The 17,236-nt window shown below is 59.0% G+C and carries 16 protein-coding genes and 1 pseudogene; 6 read left to right on the top strand and 11 right to left on the bottom strand.

The genetic code is table 11. From position 1 onward, the window contains the following. Nucleotides 1-92 precede the first annotated feature (92 nt). The 5 genes from mhpE to mhpB are packed head-to-tail and all read right to left on the bottom strand — an operon-like array spanning nt 93 to nt 4,697. Complete coding sequence (gene mhpE, locus AC5PZ0_RS09290) at nt 93-1,103, bottom strand: 4-hydroxy-2-oxovalerate aldolase (protein ID WP_139657518.1); 1,011 nt, start codon at nt 1,101-1,103, stop codon at nt 93-95. An 11-nt stretch (nt 1,104-1,114) separates the two neighbouring features. Next, nucleotides 1,115-2,053, bottom strand: a complete 939-nt coding sequence (locus AC5PZ0_RS09285) for an acetaldehyde dehydrogenase (acetylating) (protein WP_493854743.1) — start codon at nt 2,051-2,053, stop codon at nt 1,115-1,117. A gap of 12 nt (nt 2,054-2,065) precedes the next feature. Further along, nucleotides 2,066-2,860, bottom strand: coding sequence for a 2-keto-4-pentenoate hydratase (gene mhpD, locus AC5PZ0_RS09280; protein WP_023383534.1), 795 nt, complete (start codon nt 2,858-2,860; stop codon nt 2,066-2,068). Between the two features lie 11 nt (nt 2,861-2,871). Continuing rightward, nucleotides 2,872-3,729, bottom strand: coding sequence for an alpha/beta fold hydrolase (locus tag AC5PZ0_RS09275; protein WP_493854742.1), 858 nt, complete (start codon nt 3,727-3,729; stop codon nt 2,872-2,874). A 23-nt stretch (nt 3,730-3,752) separates the two neighbouring features. Next, nucleotides 3,753-4,697: a 3-carboxyethylcatechol 2,3-dioxygenase gene (mhpB, locus tag AC5PZ0_RS09270; protein WP_493854741.1), complete on the bottom strand. Its 945-nt coding sequence runs from the start codon at nt 4,695-4,697 to the stop codon at nt 3,753-3,755. 328 nt (nt 4,698-5,025) lie between these two features. Between mhpB and AC5PZ0_RS09265 the strand changes: the two genes are divergently transcribed. Then, nucleotides 5,026-5,691, top strand: a complete 666-nt coding sequence (locus AC5PZ0_RS09265; RefSeq protein ID WP_493854740.1) for a GntR family transcriptional regulator — start codon at nt 5,026-5,028, stop codon at nt 5,689-5,691. Here the strand turns inward: AC5PZ0_RS09265 and AC5PZ0_RS09260 are convergent. The 3 genes from AC5PZ0_RS09260 to AC5PZ0_RS09250 are packed head-to-tail and all read right to left on the bottom strand — an operon-like array spanning nt 5,686 to nt 8,324. Continuing rightward, the gene (locus AC5PZ0_RS09260; RefSeq protein ID WP_493854739.1) at nt 5,686-6,603 is read right to left on the bottom strand and encodes a SphA family protein; all 918 of its coding nucleotides are present in this window, start codon (nt 6,601-6,603) and stop codon (nt 5,686-5,688) included. The two genes, AC5PZ0_RS09265 and AC5PZ0_RS09260, sit on opposite strands and share 6 nt — an antisense overlap. A gap of 20 nt (nt 6,604-6,623) precedes the next feature. Next, complete coding sequence (locus AC5PZ0_RS09255; RefSeq protein WP_493854738.1) at nt 6,624-7,163, bottom strand: cupin domain-containing protein; 540 nt, start codon at nt 7,161-7,163, stop codon at nt 6,624-6,626. 45 nt (nt 7,164-7,208) lie between these two features. After that, nucleotides 7,209-8,324: an alcohol dehydrogenase catalytic domain-containing protein gene (locus tag AC5PZ0_RS09250; RefSeq protein WP_493854737.1), complete on the bottom strand. Its 1,116-nt coding sequence runs from the start codon at nt 8,322-8,324 to the stop codon at nt 7,209-7,211. A 1,085-nt stretch (nt 8,325-9,409) separates the two neighbouring features. On the opposite strand from AC5PZ0_RS09250, the pseudogene AC5PZ0_RS09245 reads away from it, so the two are divergent. Continuing rightward, nucleotides 9,410-10,375: pseudogene (locus AC5PZ0_RS09245) on the top strand (Y-family DNA polymerase); the annotation flags it as partial. 58 nt (nt 10,376-10,433) lie between these two features. On the opposite strand, the gene AC5PZ0_RS09240 reads toward AC5PZ0_RS09245, so the two are convergent. From AC5PZ0_RS09240 to AC5PZ0_RS09230, 3 genes are all read right to left on the bottom strand, one after another. Further along, nucleotides 10,434-10,748: a helix-turn-helix domain-containing protein gene (locus tag AC5PZ0_RS09240; protein WP_099429958.1), complete on the bottom strand. Its 315-nt coding sequence runs from the start codon at nt 10,746-10,748 to the stop codon at nt 10,434-10,436. Further along, nucleotides 10,735-11,055: a transcriptional regulator gene (locus tag AC5PZ0_RS09235; RefSeq protein WP_099429957.1), complete on the bottom strand. Its 321-nt coding sequence runs from the start codon at nt 11,053-11,055 to the stop codon at nt 10,735-10,737. Before AC5PZ0_RS09235 ends, AC5PZ0_RS09240 begins: the two co-directional genes overlap by 14 nt. A gap of 104 nt (nt 11,056-11,159) precedes the next feature. Beyond that, nucleotides 11,160-12,443 (bottom strand): arsenic transporter, encoded by a 1,284-nt coding sequence (locus tag AC5PZ0_RS09230; protein WP_027593985.1) that lies wholly within the window; start codon nt 12,441-12,443, stop codon nt 11,160-11,162. Nucleotides 12,444-12,683: 240 nt separating this feature from the next. On the opposite strand from AC5PZ0_RS09230, the gene AC5PZ0_RS09225 reads away from it, so the two are divergent. From AC5PZ0_RS09225 to AC5PZ0_RS09210, 4 genes are all read left to right on the top strand, one after another. Further along, nucleotides 12,684-14,924, top strand: coding sequence for a TonB-dependent siderophore receptor (locus tag AC5PZ0_RS09225; RefSeq protein ID WP_493854736.1), 2,241 nt, complete (start codon nt 12,684-12,686; stop codon nt 14,922-14,924). Nucleotides 14,925-15,100: 176 nt separating this feature from the next. Next, nucleotides 15,101-15,388, top strand: coding sequence for a hypothetical protein (locus tag AC5PZ0_RS09220; RefSeq protein WP_027593983.1), 288 nt, complete (start codon nt 15,101-15,103; stop codon nt 15,386-15,388). Beyond that, nucleotides 15,385-16,905: a PepSY-associated TM helix domain-containing protein gene (locus AC5PZ0_RS09215; RefSeq protein ID WP_493854735.1), complete on the top strand. Its 1,521-nt coding sequence runs from the start codon at nt 15,385-15,387 to the stop codon at nt 16,903-16,905. The genes AC5PZ0_RS09220 and AC5PZ0_RS09215 overlap by 4 nt, the downstream gene beginning before the upstream one ends. Then, on the top strand, nt 16,902-17,234 hold the full coding sequence (locus tag AC5PZ0_RS09210; protein ID WP_027593981.1) for a DUF3325 domain-containing protein: 333 nt from the start codon (nt 16,902-16,904) through the stop codon (nt 17,232-17,234). The genes AC5PZ0_RS09215 and AC5PZ0_RS09210 overlap by 4 nt, the downstream gene beginning before the upstream one ends. Nucleotides 17,235-17,236: the final 2 nt, after the last annotated feature.

Raw genomic sequence — 17,236 nt, 5'->3', positions numbered from 1 at the left:
ATCTGGTGATCTCTCTTATTGTTGTGTCATAGACCCCCTCCCTTACGGGAGGGGATTGCTGCAGACAGCTTGCGTGGAGCTGTCTGCGAACCTCAGCGCTTCAGCAAATCCAATGCGACGTCGACGATCATGTCTTCCTGGCCGCCAACCATGCGGCGTTTGCCCAGCTCGACCAAGATGTCTACTGCTTTGATGCCGTAGCGAGCAGCTGCAACTTCTGCATGGCGAAGGAAGCTCGAATACACACCGGCGTAACCGAGCGCGAGAGTCTCTCGGTCAACACGTACCGGGCGGTCCTGGAGTGGGCGAACCAGGTCATCTGCTGCATCCATCAGGGCGTACAGGTCAGTGCCGTGGTTCCAGCCCAGCTTGTCTGCGGCTGCAATGAAAACTTCCAGTGGTGCATTACCAGCACCGGCGCCCATCCCCGAAAGACTCGCGTCGATGCGGTCACAGCCTTCCTCGACGGCGACGATCGAGTTGGCTACGCCTAGGCTCAGGTTGTGGTGCGCGTGGATACCGGTGTGAGTGGCCGGATCGAGCACCGCTTTCACTGCGCGGAAGCGCGCACGGATGTCATCCATATTCATCGCGCCGCCGGAGTCGACGACGTAAATGCAGGTGGCACCGTAGCTTTCCATCAGTTTTGCCTGCTGCGCGAGCCCTTCGGGGGTCTGCATGTGGCTCATCATCAGGAAGCCTACCGTGTCCATACCAAGCTCACGGGCGTACTCGATGTGTTGCTTGGAGACATCGGCCTCGGTGCAATGCGTGGCAACACGGACGACGCGAGCGCCTGCGGTATAGGCAGCTTTGAGGTCGTGCAGAGTACCAATGCCGGGGAGCAGCAGCGTTGCAATCTTGGCGTGCTTCACCGCGTCGGCGGCAGCTTCGATCCACTCGATATCGGTATGCGCACCAAAGCCGTAGTTGAAACTTGAGCCCTGGAGACCGTCACCGTGGGCTACTTCGATCGAATCTACTTTGGCGGCATCCAGTGCACGAGCGATCGCCTGGACCTGATCGAGTGAATACTGGTGACGAATGGCATGCATACCATCACGCAGCGTCACGTCGGAGATGTAGAGCTTTTTACCGTTCATATCTGCGCTCCTCAGACCTGGCTCATCGACTGTGCCATGCGCTCGGCGGTAGCCAGCGCAGCGGAAGTCATGATGTCGAGATTGCCTGCGTACGCCGGCAAGTAATGGGCAGCACCCTCGACCTCAAGGAAAACAGAGGTCTTAAGGCCACTGAATTTGCCCAGGCCGGGGATGTTCAAAGGGGCAGATTCAGGGATGACTTCAAACTGCACTTTCTGCTTGAGACGGTAGCCAGGGACATATGCGTTCACTGCTGAGACCATTTCTTCAATGGATGCCTCGACGCGCTCCTGGTCAGCTGCTTCAGACAGCACGTAGACGGTGTCGCGCATCATCAGCGGAGGCTCAGCCGGGTTCATGATGATGATGGCTTTACCTTTAGCTGCGCCGCCAATCACCTCGATCGCTTTCGACGTAGTTTCGGTGAACTCGTCAATGTTGGCCCGAGTGCCAGGCCCTGCCGATTTGGAGGCAATCGAAGCGATGATCTCTGCGTATTGCACCTTGGCAACACGCGATACTGCAGCGACCATGGGAATAGTCGCTTGCCCACCGCACGTGACCATGTTGAGGTTCTGCGCGTTGACATGCTCTTCGAGGTTCACGACCGGCACGCAGTAAGGGCCGATAGCTGCTGGAGTAAGGTCGATCACACGGATGCCCGGCTTGCACTCGCGCAGCAAGGCGTCGTTTTTGACGTGAGCACCGGCACTGGTTGCATCGAATACGAAGTCGATGTCAGCAAACTCTGGCATCTTTACCAGCCCAGCTACACCTTCGTGAGTGGTCGCCACGCCCATCCGCCCAGCGCGGGCAAGACCGTCCGAGGCCGGGTCGATACCAACCATAACTGCCATTTCCAGGTGCTTGGAATTGCGCAGGATCTTGATCATTAAGTCGGTGCCGATGTTTCCGGAGCCGACGATGGCGACTTTGCGTTTTGTTGTCATTTTAGATCTCCATCACTCGACACTGAACGACACGCCGACGCGGCCAAGGCCATCGATCTCGGCTTCAAAATGATCACCTGGGCTTACGCCAACCATCGGCCCTAATGCACCGGTGAGGATGATGTCACCTGCTTTCAGTGGCTCACCAAACTCAGCCATTGTGCGGGCGAGCCAAACGGCTGCGTTCAGCGGGTTACCCAGGCATTCAGCGCCACTTCCGGAGCTGACAAGTTCACCGTTTTTCGAGAGGCGCATCGTTGCCCCCCGCAGGTCAAGCCCGTCGATGCGCTGTGCAGGACCACCGAGCACAAAGCATCCGCTTGATGCGTTGTCTGCTACGGTGTCGGCGAACTTGATGTTCCAGCCCTCAATGCGGCTGCCGACAATTTCAAGCGCCGGGAGTACCCAGCCGGTAGCAGCGATGACATCTGCGAAGGTTGTGGAAGCGCTAGGTAGGTCGCGTTCCAGAACCAGTGCAATTTCTGCCTCGATTTTGGGCTGCAGAACACGTTCGAACGGAACCACTTCGTTGTCGCCGTAAGCCATGTCAGCGAACAGGCATCCGAAGTCCGGCTGGTCTACGCCCAACTGGGCCTGGACTTTGGGATTGGTCAAACCGATCTTGCGGCCAACCAGGCGTTGTCCATTGGCGATGGCGTAGGCTTGGTTCAAGCGTTGAATCGCATAGGCACTTTCCACGTTTGTGGCGCCGATGACGTCACGCAGTGGTCCAACTGGCTCGCCCTTTCCTTCAGCTCTGCGCAGATCTGCCGCCAAGCGCTCAAGGGTCTCTTGTGTGATGTTCATCGTGACCTCGATCAGTGGGTGAGGAAGTCGAGAACCATGCGGTTGAACGTGTCCGCGTGTTCCCATTGGGCCCAGTGGCCGCATTTGTTGAAGACATGCAGTTGTGAGTTGGGAATGCCGGCAACCAGACGCAGACCGGTGTCCATCGGCACAAAGCGGTCATTGCGGCCCCAAACTACGAGGGTTTCGGCCTGAATCTCGCCGAGGCGATGGCCGAAGTCAGGGAACTGCTTGAGGTTCGCTGCGAGACTAGCGGTGAAGTTTTCGAGGTGGTCTTTACGAGCCAGCATGTTGTCCAGGCGCGCTTGGAACAGCTCTTCGGTCAGGTCACTGGTGTCGTAAACGAAGATGTTCATCATCTTCTTGAGGTTTTCGATCGTTGGTTCGCGGTACAGGCCGTTGAGCAATTTGATGCCTTCAGTCGGCATTGATACGAATGGGCTGACACCACCGGTGCCACCGCCCATAAGCACGAGTTTGCCTACGCGCTCAGGCCAGGTCAGCGTGAAAGCTACAGCGGTATGGCCACCCATGGAGTTGCCGAGCAAGTGCACCTTGTCCAGGTCCAGCTTATCGACCAAGCCTTTCAGAACGCGGGCATTAAGATCGGAGCGAGAGCCGGTGCTGACGATCGAATCACTTTTACTCCAGCCAGGGCAGTCCATGAGGATGACCCGGAAGCCAGCCTCTACCAGTGGCTCGATGTTGCGATTGAAGTTGGCCCAGCCGCTAGCACCAGGGCCTGAACCGTGCAGCATGACAACCGTTTCTTTGCCTTCACCGCAGTCGTTGTAATGAATATTCAGATCCAGCTCGCCGTCTTGGATGCGCACGAATTTGCTGGTGTCTTTTTCAGTAATTGCAGTCACGATTGAATCTCCGTGAAGGTGTGTTAGCGCTGAGAGTGCGCACTGATTGAGCCGAAACCTGCGATCCACTCTGGGATCTCTCGGTAATAGCGATCTGTCGCGGTGTATGCGCCGTGGGCAGCGAGCGCTGAGAAGGCTGCGACCCAGGCCTTGACCTCATGCGTGGATTTACCGGCCAATTCGGAAAGGTGTGCGTTGGGGAGGTGATCCAGGTCGCTCAAAAGGTCCTGCTCAACAACGTCGAGGAAGTACTGATCCCACTCGGGATTCAGCGGATGCAGGGTGTTCTGGTCTTCGACAAACCGCTCAGCTGCGATGACCACTCGTTGAGAGCGGGCTGTGCGCTCGTCTTCTGGCAGATTGCGTCCACTGCCCATGAGCCGATCAGCCATCCGGGCATCAACTTTGGCTAACTCTGGAACTGGCGGTTGGTGTGAAAGGCCTCCCGATCCCAGGAACAGCACCCGCTTGTTCAGAGTGCGGGTGAATCGACCGACCGCATCACCCATCAGTCTGACTCGCTCGAAGGTAGGCAGAGGCGGGGCCACGCAGTTCACGAAGATCGGCAAGACCGGATATTTGTCCAAACCGCCAAGAAGGAATTCGAGCGGCTGAGCGAAGCCGTGGTCGACCTGCATGCGATACGAAACTGGCATGTCGATGCCATTGCTCAGCAGAGATTCAGCGCAAGCTTCTGCGATGGATTTGGGGACAGAAAGGGTGCCGGCAAGCGAGCCGAAATCGCCGATGGCTTCAGCGGCCATGCCCAGGCAGAAAGGGGGCATGACATCGTAGAAGAATCCGTTGTAATGGTCTGGAGCGAAAAGCACCACGAGCTCAGGATCGAAAGCGGCGATGCGTGCACGGGCAGCGCGGACCACCTCATCCACTTCATCGAGCACGTTCTTGGGCGGATCGAAATGCCCAATGAGGGGTGTGTGCGATAGGCAATGCAGGTAAGCGTTCATCGATACGAAACCTTTACGTCGTGCCCCAGGCAGGCCGCCTCGCACTGGGACGGCATGAGCGTTTTCCTCAATGCCTCACAACGGCAGGGGGGCAACGCCATGCAGGTAGATTTGTTTTTGTCTGCCTGATCATCATGCACGCTAGAATGCTAGCATGCAAGCTTGACGATGCCCGCTCATCGTCGGATGGATCCTCGCCATACGAACTGGGTTGCGACGGATGACGAAGCGATGGGTGCAAAAATCTGGTTTACTATCCGAAATGCTAGTATGCAAGCCAGTTAGCGAAATGTTGAACCGCGCACTCAGCCCTAGGAAAACCACACCGATGCAAGTGGCAAACAAGAAGACCGCTATTTATCAGCACATTTTGGAGCGGCTGCTGAATCGTAGGTATGCGTTCGGCGAAAAGATCCTCGTAAAAGAAATTGGCGAAGAGACTGGTGTCAGTCGTCAGCCAATCATGACCGCACTGAACAGCCTGCAGGAAAGGGGCTTTGTCGTGATCACCGCCCAGGTTGGATGTGAGGTCGTGCACCCTACACGATTGGAGGTCGATGACTTCTACCAAATGTTTGCGAACAATGAAGCGCTTATCGCAGGGCTTGCTGCTGAACGTGGCTCCCCTGATGAAGTGCTGCGTATGTCCGAGCTCAACGACAAAATTAGAAGTATCAATCCAGCTCACAGCGATGCTGCAGACAGTTATCGAACTTTAAACGTCGAATTCCATCGTGTGCTGCATGCAATGGCGAAATCGCCAATACTCTCGGCACGCCAAGTAGCAAATTTTGAGCTGTCCGACTTTTTCATCGTGCAGACTTGTGGCTTTCAAGTGCATTTGGATGCTGCTACTGATGAACACGATGAGATTCTTGCAGCGCTGAAAACGAGGAACAAAAAGGCCGCAGCCAATGCGGCTGCGAGCCATATTCACAGTGTGGCGAAGGACGTCGTGTCTAAAATGTCTGAGGAAGCGAAGCTCGCCTCATAGTGGGAAGGCGAACTCAACCCATACCGAGTCGCCTTTTGGGCCGTTTTTGACCGCGGTCTCACGCATCCACTTGAGGACGACTCCTGACTTCTGATCGAACGCATAGAAGATCTGTGGGCCAACGGCGAATTTGCTCAACCGATTCCCGTCATCGAGGTCACCATGGTCGTAGCGATCGTCGGTGACCTGCTTGGTGTAATAACCCACCAAGCCTAACTGAACCTGAGGATTCGACTGCAGCCTGTAGCCGAGCAGGTAGTCAATGTTGAACACGTTGCCTGAGCGATAGTCGGTGTCGTCGTTCTTCGCATTGATAGTGAAGGTTGGTGCAATCGACACCTCCCAGTTAGGATGGGGGAACCAGGTTAGGTCGAATTCCTGAGTATAGCTAGCATTGCCTGTAGGGCTATTCGCTAACTTATTGCCGTCATAGTTTCCCAATGGGACGAAGGCGCTGAATCCCGTTAGCAAATGCAAGTTTTCGGAAGGCGAGTAGCCGACATACAGAGGGGTCAGATACAGTTGCCTGAAACCGGAGTCGGTATCGCTATTTCCGAATGCCTCAACCTTGATCTTGTTCGCTGAACCGATAATTCCACTGCTGAGTGTAACGCCGCTATCGAATTTAACGTCCCATGTGTGCACTACTCGAATGGCTTGAACAAAGTTTTCCAAACTGAATCCGGGTACAGAGGATTTGCCGCTGTTATCTTTAAAACTGTCCGCCTTGTAATAGGCGGTATAGCTGTACAAAGAGGTTTCACCTGGGGGAGGCAAGATCGCCGGAAGAACGGTCTGTACACCTAACGGCCAAACGGTATCTCCATTTTCAGTTCCGTAGCAGAGCGAAGTAACGAGCAAAGAGCATCCGAGCGCGCTGGTAACGCCAGCGCGTGTTACATAACTTTTCATTGTTATTATCCTATGTATTTTTACAGCTTGGTGTGTGCCCCAATAAGGACGAATGTTACCAGCGCAGGTTCGGTGCCAGGGTTTCGCCAAGCATGGATATTGCCTTGCTGCACCACGACGTCTCCGCTCGCAAGCTCCCTTATCTGGCCGTCGTCCAGCTCTAGAACGAGAGGGCCTTTGACCACAATGCCATAGTCAATTGTCGGAGAAGCGTGCATACCTGGTCGCTCAGGATCGAAGCATTCATACAGTCCGAGTAGGTGGCGTTGCTGCTCAGCATGAGCCTCCTCGGGATTGAAATCCGAGGACTGGAAGATTGAGTCAGGCGGGAAACTCACCGCCAGACATTTGGTTTCTCCAGGCTGAGGCAGCAGGGAAGAGGTGGCTTGAACTGGGTCGTCAAATACTTCAGGAACGGTCGGAGACGCCACCGTTTGCCAAATTAAAGAGGTAGCGAATCCCGGAACCTTTTTGTATTCATAGGTCTGAGGCGCTAAACCGTCGGATAGGAACACAGCTTTACCATTCTGCGTACCTGCAACCACTCGTCTCACTTTCATGTTCGGTCTCCGATTGAGCGCCGCCCGATCGAGCGGCGCTGCGGTTCAGGTCAGGCTGGGATTGATTACAACGTTGGTGAAACCGCCTTTGCGGTCTGCTATTGCATCCATTGCCTCGTTGACCTGTTCGATGGCGAAGACCTCCTGGTCGAAGACCGAAAGATCCAAAGTGCCAGCGGCAGCCATTTCGGCCATGTCCTGACCCTCTGCCACAGTGAACCAGAGGGAGCCGATTACGCTGATCTGGAAGCACATGAGTTTGAACATCGGCACCGGCAGGTCCTCAGACATACCCCCGATATCCACCATGCGACCGCCGCGGCGAAGCGCACCAATTGCCTCAACGGTAAGCTCATGAGGAGCGCCTGGGCCCACCGCATCGATGAAGACGTCAGCACCGAGTTCATCTGTGTGCTTCCGAACCCAATCCCCCAGTGGCTCATCGCCGACAGAAATAGCGAAGATGCGATCTGGGGCGAGAGCGCGAACTCGCTCCAACAATTGGCGGTTGCGAGCCATCGCGAAGATTTTTGTAGCCCCCATCGCCAGGGCAAGCAGGACGGCTCCAAGTCCGAGCGTACCGGTGGCGCCACTGATCAGCACAGACTGGCCAGAGCACACGCCAGCTTTGCGAAGGGCCGAATAGGCGGTGCCGAGATAGCCAAACCGGCACCCTTGCTCGAAGGTGATAGCTTCCGGGAGCTTGACCAAGCCCGACGCCGGCGCGGTCATGTATTGGCACAATCCGCCGTAGGGGTAGTCTTCAAAGATTTCTTGGGAGCCTGGCCCAAACCCGAAGTAGCCCTGGAAGGTAAATGCGGTGCAGTTGATGTGCTGACCGCGCAGGCAGGCATGACAGGAGCCGCAGCTACGGCCGGGGTTCACGTACACCCGGTCTCCGACTTTGATGCCGTGCACGCCTTCACCCACTTCTTTAACAATGCCTGCAGCGTCCAAACCGTAGACCGCCGGCAGCTTCGGGAGGGGGAGGTAGGGGAACCAGGTGGAGTAGCTCTCGATGACATTGCGAAGGTTAGGCACCAAGTTGCAAGCCTTGACCTCAACAACTACGTCGTGTGCACGTGGTTTCGGGACCTCGATCGAGTCGAGCTGGAAGGTCGGGCCAACCTTATGCAGACGGGCAGCTTTCATCATGTTCATTTTCTATTTTCCTTATTTTCATTGGGCCAGAGGCCGTGGGCACAAAACAGGCAGACACCTCTAGCTCAAGAAAGCGAAAGGACTTAACTGCTTGGGAAAACGATTCGGATAAGACCTGCCATGATGGCGGCCTTTGGAGGACCGCTTCACGTGGAGGAATGACGTGAAGGCTGAGGGGGCTTTGCACGCAATGCTGACCATGATGGGCACCGCTTGTTTGTATTTATGAACGCATCATGCATCACTGGAATGCTAGCATGCAAGATGTCTTTCGATGGACGGAGCCAGTCTCGGCTGCTCCTGTTCGGCGCGGGTATTCATGGTCTCGATGGCCAGCGAACTGCGTCGATGCGTACCACTGGAGTAGTGCAGGCTGCAGGTCCATTTGCTGCAGCCTTTGTGTTGAGCGCTCAGGGCACCTCTATGATGTTGTTGCTAATGGCGATGATGGGCGCGTTGGCGCTCTGGGGAAGTCTATATCTGTCAGCTAGGTCATCGGCTTGAAGTTGCTCTTGCCGGTTTCTCGGCCTAGCGAAGCGATTGAGGAAGGATCCTGGTTTGCCTCCCTCACATGGAAAGCGTGGAGCTAAATGAGTTACGCATGGGGTCAGGGAGGTCGAGACTCGCGCATCAGTCTATGAAGCCGCTGCGCATGCCCATAAGGAAATCTGTTGTGGATCTGAGAAAAATTCCCGCTTGATCAGCGGTAGGACCGGAGAGCTGGCCAATACGGAGAGTGACCTTTTCGGTTACGTACTGCTGGCCCTTTGATATTTCGCAGGCTAGCATGATTTCGCGAACTACAGGTCCCAAATGGTGGCTGTCCAAATAACCGGATTTCATCACCGACAGCCCATAACAATGGTAGCAGGACGCCTCTGCCACCTGGCAGGGACAGGGCAGCAGCTTGTCACGTACGCATCCCTGCGTAGGTTGGCCACCGGTGGTAGGTGGCTGATAGCTATGGACATAGATCGAGAAAAATCAGTGGAATTGACGCTTTGCTATGGACATCCTCGCTGTAGGCTCAAGCCACAGGCGACAAGATGCGGGAGTATGTCCATAGCTGCTAATCTTTCCTTTAAATCGACGAAGCCTTCGCCGACCTGACCGGCGTACCCGGAGACCTCGACTACCTGGGCCGCGGCATCCGCGAGCGGGTGCTCAAGCACACCGGCATCCCCGTCGGCGTCGGCATCGCGGGTACCAAGACCCTGGCCAAGCTGGCCAACCACGCGGCCAAACGCTGGGCCGTTCACAGCGGTGGGGTGGTCGACCTGCGCATCGCGTCGCAGTGTGAGTGGGTGTTGAAGAAGTGCGACGTGTCCGAGGTCTGGGGCATCGGCAAACGCCTCACCGCGCACCTGCAGGGCATGGGAATCCGCTCCGCCTGGGACTTGTCACGCGCCGATCCAGGCCTGCTGCGCAAGACCTTCAGCGTGGTGGTGGAAAAGACCGCCCGCGAATTGGCGGGCACGCCGTGCCTGCAACTGCAGGACATCGACCCGCCACGCCAGGAAATCTGTTGCAGCCGCATGTTCGGCAAGCGCCTGACCGAGCTGGCACCCATCAAGGAAGCCGTGGCCACCTACGTGATGCGCGCCTCGGAGAAGTTGCGTAGCCAGCGTTCCCTGGCGAGCAAGATGCGCGTCAGCATCCGTACCGGTATGTTCAACCCGGACGAGGCCAAGTACGCCAACGGCGTGGTGGTGCAGTTGCCGTATCCGACAGATGACGTGCGGCTGCTCACACGCATGGCCCTGGAGGCGGTGGGGCGTATCTATCGGCAGGGCTTTCGCTACAGCAAGGCAGAAGTGTTGTTGCTGGAGCTGTGCCAGCGTGGGCAATTCACCGGCGACTTGTTTGCCCCGTCGCAGACGGTGCATGCGGAGCGGGTAATGGGTGTGATCGACGGTGTCAACGCACGTTGGGGTAGGGGCACGCTGCGCAGTGCAGCGGTACCGGCGGCAGCGGAATGGGCAATGCGGCGCGAGTTGATGAGCGCAGGCTTCACGACGCAGATGGCCGGGTTATGGCGGGTTAATCGCTGAGTCTGAGGAGGGCTGCATTGCAGCCCATCGTCGGAAACCCAGCTGAGTCCAGCCCGATTTACCGATCCTGCAGAACCTCGCGGAACACGTCTGGGCGAGAAGCTGCGATATGTAACAATGAACGAGCTGCACCAGAAGGGGTGCGGCGGCCTTGTTCCCACTCTTGGAGGGTACGCACCGAAACGCCTAGCAGCTCTGCGAATTTGAGCTGTGAAAGCCCCGTTCTGCTTCGGGCTTCGGCTGCCTCGGTCACCTCCACCTGGTGCACAGCGCCGTAGCGGCCCGCCTTCACATCCCGGATGGACTCCAGTAATTCTTCACCGATATTGCGAGTGGAATCGCGCAACATCAGGTCTTTTTCAGTCAGGGGCATGGGTGAGCTCCTTTGCAATCTTGCGCAGTACGTGCGCGGGGATATTCTCGGTGGCGCTTTTACAGTAAATCAGCAGTGCAACCAACGTACCGTTGGTGAGCTGGGCTGTGTAGATCACCCGGACCGCTCCTCGTTTGCCTTTGCCGTCCAAGCACCAGCGTACCTTGCGGCATCCCCCTGAGCCGGGAATAACCGTTCCGGCATCAGGGTCATTCGCAAGGTAGGACATGAATGCCCCGTGCTCTTCTATGGACCAATAATCGGGCCATTGTCTTGAAAAAAGTGGGGCTTCAATGATTGTTAGCATACTGTATCCCTACGTCCTTGACGTAGGGATTTTGCTAGAGTTGGGCTAGATGACGAAGCGCAAGGTTGTATCAGGTGGTTGCTAATGAAGCAGTCCAGGCACTATCAAATACTCAATCGCACCGCCAAAGCCGCCAATGTCACCAGCAACACCGGCACCGTCAGCAACACCCCGACCTTGAAGTAATACCCCCAGCCGATGCTGACCCCTTTGCGCGCCAGCACATGCAGCCACAGCAGCGTGGCCAGGCTGCCAATCGGGGTGATCTTCGGCCCCAGGTCACAGCCAATCACGTTGGCGTAGATCATCGCTTCGCGCACCACGCCTTGCGCCTCGCTGGCATGGATCGACAGCGCACCGATCAGCACGCTGGGCAGGTTGTTCATCACCGACGACAACAGCGCGGCAATCAGCCCGGTACCGAGCGAAGCCGCCCATACCCCATGGCCGGCCAGCCAGTTCAGCACGCTGCCCAGCGAGTCGGTCAGGCCGGCATTGCGCAACCCGTAGACCACCAGGTACATCCCCAGTGAAAACACCACGATCTGCCACGGGGCTTCGCGCAGCACGCGGCGTGTGGAAATAACGTGACCACGGGCAGCGACGGCGAACAGTACGGCCGCGCAGGCCGCGGCCACGGCACTGACCGGGATACCCAACGGCTCGAGCACGAACAGGCTGGCCAGCAACGCCAGCAGCACCACCCAACCGACACGAAACGTCGCGCGGTCTCGGATGGCCATGGCTGGCAGCTTGAGCTCATCGGTGGCATAGCGCAGCGGGATATCGCGGCCGAAGTACACCCTCAGCACCAACAAGGTGGCTGCCACGGCCACCAGGTTCACCGGCACCATGACCGAGGCATAGGCGTTGAAACCCAGGCCGAAGTAGTCCGCCGAGACAATGTTCACCAGGTTCGACACCACCAGGGGCAGGCTCGCAGTGTCGGCGATAAAGCCCGCACCCATGACGAAGGCCAGGGTGGCGGCGGGCGAGAAGCGCAGCGCCAGCAGCATCGACATGACGATGGGGGTAAGGATCAACGCCGCGCCGTCATTGGCGAACAGCGCCGAAACAGCGGCCCCCAGCAGCACCATGAAGGCGAACAGGCGGCGCCCGTCACCTCCCGCCCACCGCGCCACGTGCAGCGCCGCCCACTCGAAGAAGCCAGCTTCGTCCAGCAGCAGGCTGATGATGATGAGGGCGATGAACGTCGCCGTGGCGTTCCAGATGATGGCCCAGACCGTGGGGATGTCGTGCAGCGACACCACCCCGCACACCAGCGCGAGCACGGCGCCCAAGGTGGCGCTCCAGCCGACGCCCAGGCCTTTGGGCTGCCAGATGACCAGGGTCAGGGTGAACAGGAAAATCAACGCGGCTGGGAGCATGAACACAATGTCTCGAAGGGCCAAAGAAGCCGCCACAGAGTAGGGCAAGCACGGGCGTTTCAGCAAAGTTCCGTTACAAACATGTAAGTTTCGTAAATAAGATTTAAACCCATTTGAGAATCACTATATTTACCACCCCTGTTGGCCTCCACTTTGTAGTTGCGAGGCCGGTGGGCGAGGGCTCGCCGGCTTCCTGGCAGGGATGTGCCTTTTCGCTCATGAATCGCAGGAGATGTACCGATGCAATCCAGACCTTCACCCAACAGCCTGGCCCTGGCGTTCGTTGCGTTGGCCTCGCCGGCCATGGTCGCGACTGCCGCCCAGGCTGAAGAGCAACGCGCCGGTGAAGTGCTGGAGGTGCCTGCTGCGCAAGGCGCGCTGGTCATTCAGGACACCCTGGTCACCGCCGAGCGCGAAGCGCGGCAGGCGCTGGGTTCGTCGATCATCACCGAAGAGGACATCAAGCGTCATCCCCCGGCCAATGACCTGTCCGAACTGATCCGCCGCGAACCGGGGGTCAACCTGACCGGCAACAGTGCCAGCGGTGCGCGCGGCAACAACCGGCAGATCGACCTGCGCGGCATGGGGCCGGAAAACACCTTGATCCTCATCGACGGCAAGCCTTCGAGCGCTCGCAATGCGGTGCGCTATGGCTGGAACGGCGACCGCGATACCCGTGGCGAAACCAACTGGGTGCCGGCCGAAGCGGTCGAGCGCATCGAGATCCTGCGCGGCCCGGCGGCGGCGCGTTACGGCTCTGGCGCCATGGGCGGGGTGGTCAACATCATCACCAAGCGCCCGACCGATGAGCTCAAAGGCAGCGTCAGCCTGTACACGCAGATGCCCGAAGACAGCGCCGAGGGGGCCAGCCGTCGTACCAACTTCAACCTGGGGGGCGGCCTCACCGAAAACTTGGGTTTCCGCCTGTATGGTGGCCTGGCCAAGACCGACGCCGACGACCTGGACATCAACGCCAGCCATGCCAACAGTGCGCTGTCGGCCGGCCGCGAAGGCGTGCGCAACAAAGACATCAACGGGATGCTGAGCTGGAAACTCAACGACGAGCACCGCTTTGAAACCAGCGCCGGCTACAGCCGACAAGGCAACATTTATGCTGGCGACACCATGAACAGCAACGGCGGCAGCAATGTCGATCTGATCTCCAGCCTGTATGGCCACGAGACCAACGTGATGCAGCGCAACACCTATGACCTGACCCACCTGGGCGATTTCGCCTGGGGCACCAGCAAGACCACGCTGGCCTACGAGTACGTGCGCAACTGGCGCCTCAACGAAGGCTTGGCCGGGGGCCCGGAAGGCGCGATCAACGACAGCGGCGCCGCCATGTCGCGGCTGCGCAATACTCGTCTGAGCAGCGAAGTTAACCTGCCATTCGCCATGGGCAGCACCGAGCATGTACTGACCCTGGGTGGCGAATACCTGTACGAGTCGCTCAACGATCAGGGCTCGTTCCGCCCGCAGAGTTTTGACCCCAGTGGCGGTGGCAACGACGCGATCAGCGGCTTCGACCGCAGCAACTCGAAGATGACCGCCAAGAGCTACGCGCTGTTCGTCGAAGACAACATCATTGTCGGCGACACCACCGTCACCCCAGGCCTGCGCTTTGACCACCACGAGACCTTCGGCGACAACTTCAGCCCCAGCCTTAACCTGTCGCACAAGCTGACCGAGGCGCTGTCGGTCAAGGGCGGTATCGCCCGCGCCTACAAGGTGCCGAACCTGTACCAGTCCAACCCCAACTACCTGCTCTACAGCCGTGGTAACGGTTGCAGCGTGCAGCAGACCAACTCGGGTGGTTGCTACCTACAGGGCAACGCCGACCTCAAGCCAGAAATCAGCGTCAACAAAGAGATCGGCCTGCTGTACGACCGTGGCACCTGGCGCACCAGCGCGACCTACTTCCGCAACGATTACAAGAACAAGATCATCGGCGACACCGATGTGCTCTACACCATCAACAGTGGCCGCCGCGTGACGCAGTGGGAGAACGCCGGCGAAGCGCGCGTGGAAGGGATCGAGGGCAACTTCTTCATCGAGCTGAGCCCGACCCTGGACTGGAACACCAACCTGACCTGGATGCTCGACAATGACAACCGCGAGACGGGCGAGCCGCTGTCGGTGATCCCAGAGTACACGGTCAATACCACCCTCGACTGGCGCGCCACCGACAAACTGTCGTTCCAGGTGGCAGGCACTTACTTCGGCAAGCAGAAGTCGCCGACCTACAACTACCGCACCCAGGAAAGCTACGACCAGGAGGCGCAGCAGGATGTCGAAGCCTACGGCCTGGTGGACGTGAGCACAGGGTACAAGTTCAACGCCAACTATGACGTGCGGGTGGGGGTGAACAACGTGTTCGATAAGCAGATCCTGCGCGGTGGCAATGCCAGCAGCTCGGGCGCCAACACTTACAACCAGCCGGGTCGGGCGGTGTTTGCTTCGTTGAATATCACCTTCTGATCCCGGGGCCGCGGTGCGGCCCAATCCCCCTGTAGGAGCAGCCTTGTGCTGCGAAGAGGCCGGTGACAACAGCGAAGACTCTCGGGGCTGTCATCGACCGCTTCGCAGCACAAGGCTGCTCCTACAGGGCGATCGGCATGCGCAGCAGCCCACCCAAGACCCTCGAGGAGCTTCCGATGATCCAAGCCCCCGCCTGGCTGCAGATCTTCTCCCGCAGCACCGCGGCATTGCTGGGCGGTTACGCGTTCAGCTACGCCGCCAGTGCCTGCCTGGCCCGGTTGCTGCCGCTGTCGTCCGCCGACGCGGTCATTGTCGCGACCCTGCCAGCCTTCATCTTCTACACCGGCGCAATCCTCTGGGCCTTTGCCAGCCGTGATGCCGTGCGTGCCTGGGCGCCGCTGGTGCTTGCTGCACCGCTGGCACTGATCGGCTTCTGGCCGCAGGCACTGAGGTGGCTGGCATGAAGAATACCTTCACCCAATCGATGGCCTGGTTGCACACCTGGGCCGGGCTGATTTTCGGCTGGCTGCTGTTTGCCATCTTCGTCACCGGCACCCTGGCGGTGTTCGACAAGGAGCTCAATCACTGGATGCAGCCGGAGGTCCCGGCAACCGAGGTGTCCCAGGCCGACGCCGCGCGGCGGGCCGTTGCCTATCTGCAAGCCCACGAACCGAAGGCCGGCAACTGGGGCATCAGCCTGCCCACCGAGCGTTCGCCCGGGTTGCGGGTGTCCACCGGCGAACGTCGCCATGGCGGTGGCGTGCAGCTCGACCCGCGTACCGGCGAGGCCATCGAGGTGCGTGACAGTGTCGGCGGCAACTTCTTTTTCCGCTTCCATTTCACCCTCGACTTGCCGCGCAACTGGGGCATCTTCGTGGTCGGTGCGCTGGCGTTGGTGATGCTGGCGGCACTGGTCACGGGCATCGTGATCCACAAAAAGATCTTCAAGGAGTTCTTTACCTTCCGGCCCAACAAGGGCCAGCGCTCATGGCTGGACTTTCACAATGCCAGCGCCGTGCTGTTGCTGCCGTTCCACCTGATGATCACCTACACCGGGTTGGTGATCTTCATGCTCATCTATATCCCGGCAGGGGTCGATGCATTGTTCGAAGGCGACAGCCGCGCGTACTTCCAGGCGCAGGGCAATGCCCGACTGGAGCAGCCACGGCAACTGGCCAGGCAGCCGGGCGAACTGGTTGATGTGGCGCCGTTGCTGGCCCAGGCCGAGGCGCGGCTGGGGCCGATTGGCGGCTTGAACATCCGCAACCCCAACACCGCAGGCGCGCGTATTGAAATCCGCCCCGAGCTGGGCAACCGGATCGCCCTCGCCAAAGGCCAGGCGATGGTCTTCGATGGCGTCAGCGGCGAGCTGCTTAGCGATGTGCCTGAGTGGCGTGCGGCCCCGCTGACCCAGCGGGTGATGGTCGGTTTTCACTTTGCCCAGTTCGGCGGCTACCCGATGCGTTGGCTGTACTTCATTTGCGGGGTGGTCAGTTGCGTGATGATCGCCAGTGGGCTGGTGCTGTTTTGCGTCAAGCGTGGGCGCAAATATGCCAGCGCCACGGCGCAGCCTTCGGCGCGGCGCTGGTACCGGGTAGCCGAAGTGTGCAATGTCGGCTTCGTCAGCGGGTTGTTACTGGCCTGCGTGGCCCTGCTGTGGGCCAGCCGCTTGTTGCCGGTTGAACTCGTGCAACGGGAAAACTGGGAGGTGCGCGTGTTCTTTGGCACGTGGCTGCTGGCGCTGCTGCACGCGGGGGTGAGGCCGGCACGGCGCGCCTGGGTCGAGCAATTGCTGTTGGTGGCGCTGCTGTGCATCGGCTTGGCCGCGTTGGGTGGCATGGCTGACGCGATGCGCCTGGGTGTGGTGGCGTGTGCGATGGTGTTGGGCGTGTTGTTGGGGCTGGTGGCTTGGCGGGTACGTCAGGCTGCGTCGGCGCCGCAGAAGACCAGGGCAGGGCGAAGCGTGGAGGCGGGCGCATGATGATGTGGGTTACAGGCGGTATGTTGTTCGCCTACGTCGGGATGCTCGCGTTGTGCCAGGGCTTGGAGCGGCATTACAAGCATGTCTGGAATCGGCCCTGCCCACGTGGCCTACGCCTGGGGTTGCGAGGGGCAGGGTGGCTGGCGCTGCTGGTCAGCCTGCTGCTGTGCGCCCAGGCCTGGGGTTGGGCCATGGGGCCGGTGGCGTGGTTCGGGGCGCTGTCGCTGGCAGGGATGCTGCTGGTGATGCTATTGCCCTACTGGCCGCGGCTGGCCGTCGGCTTGTCGGCGGCAGTGCCGGTGTGGGGTGTGATGTTGCTGCTGGCTTGATC

It is taken from the genome of Pseudomonas sp. 5.2, from assembly GCF_059025405.1.
This window is presented reverse-complemented; position numbering and strand designations above follow the sequence as displayed.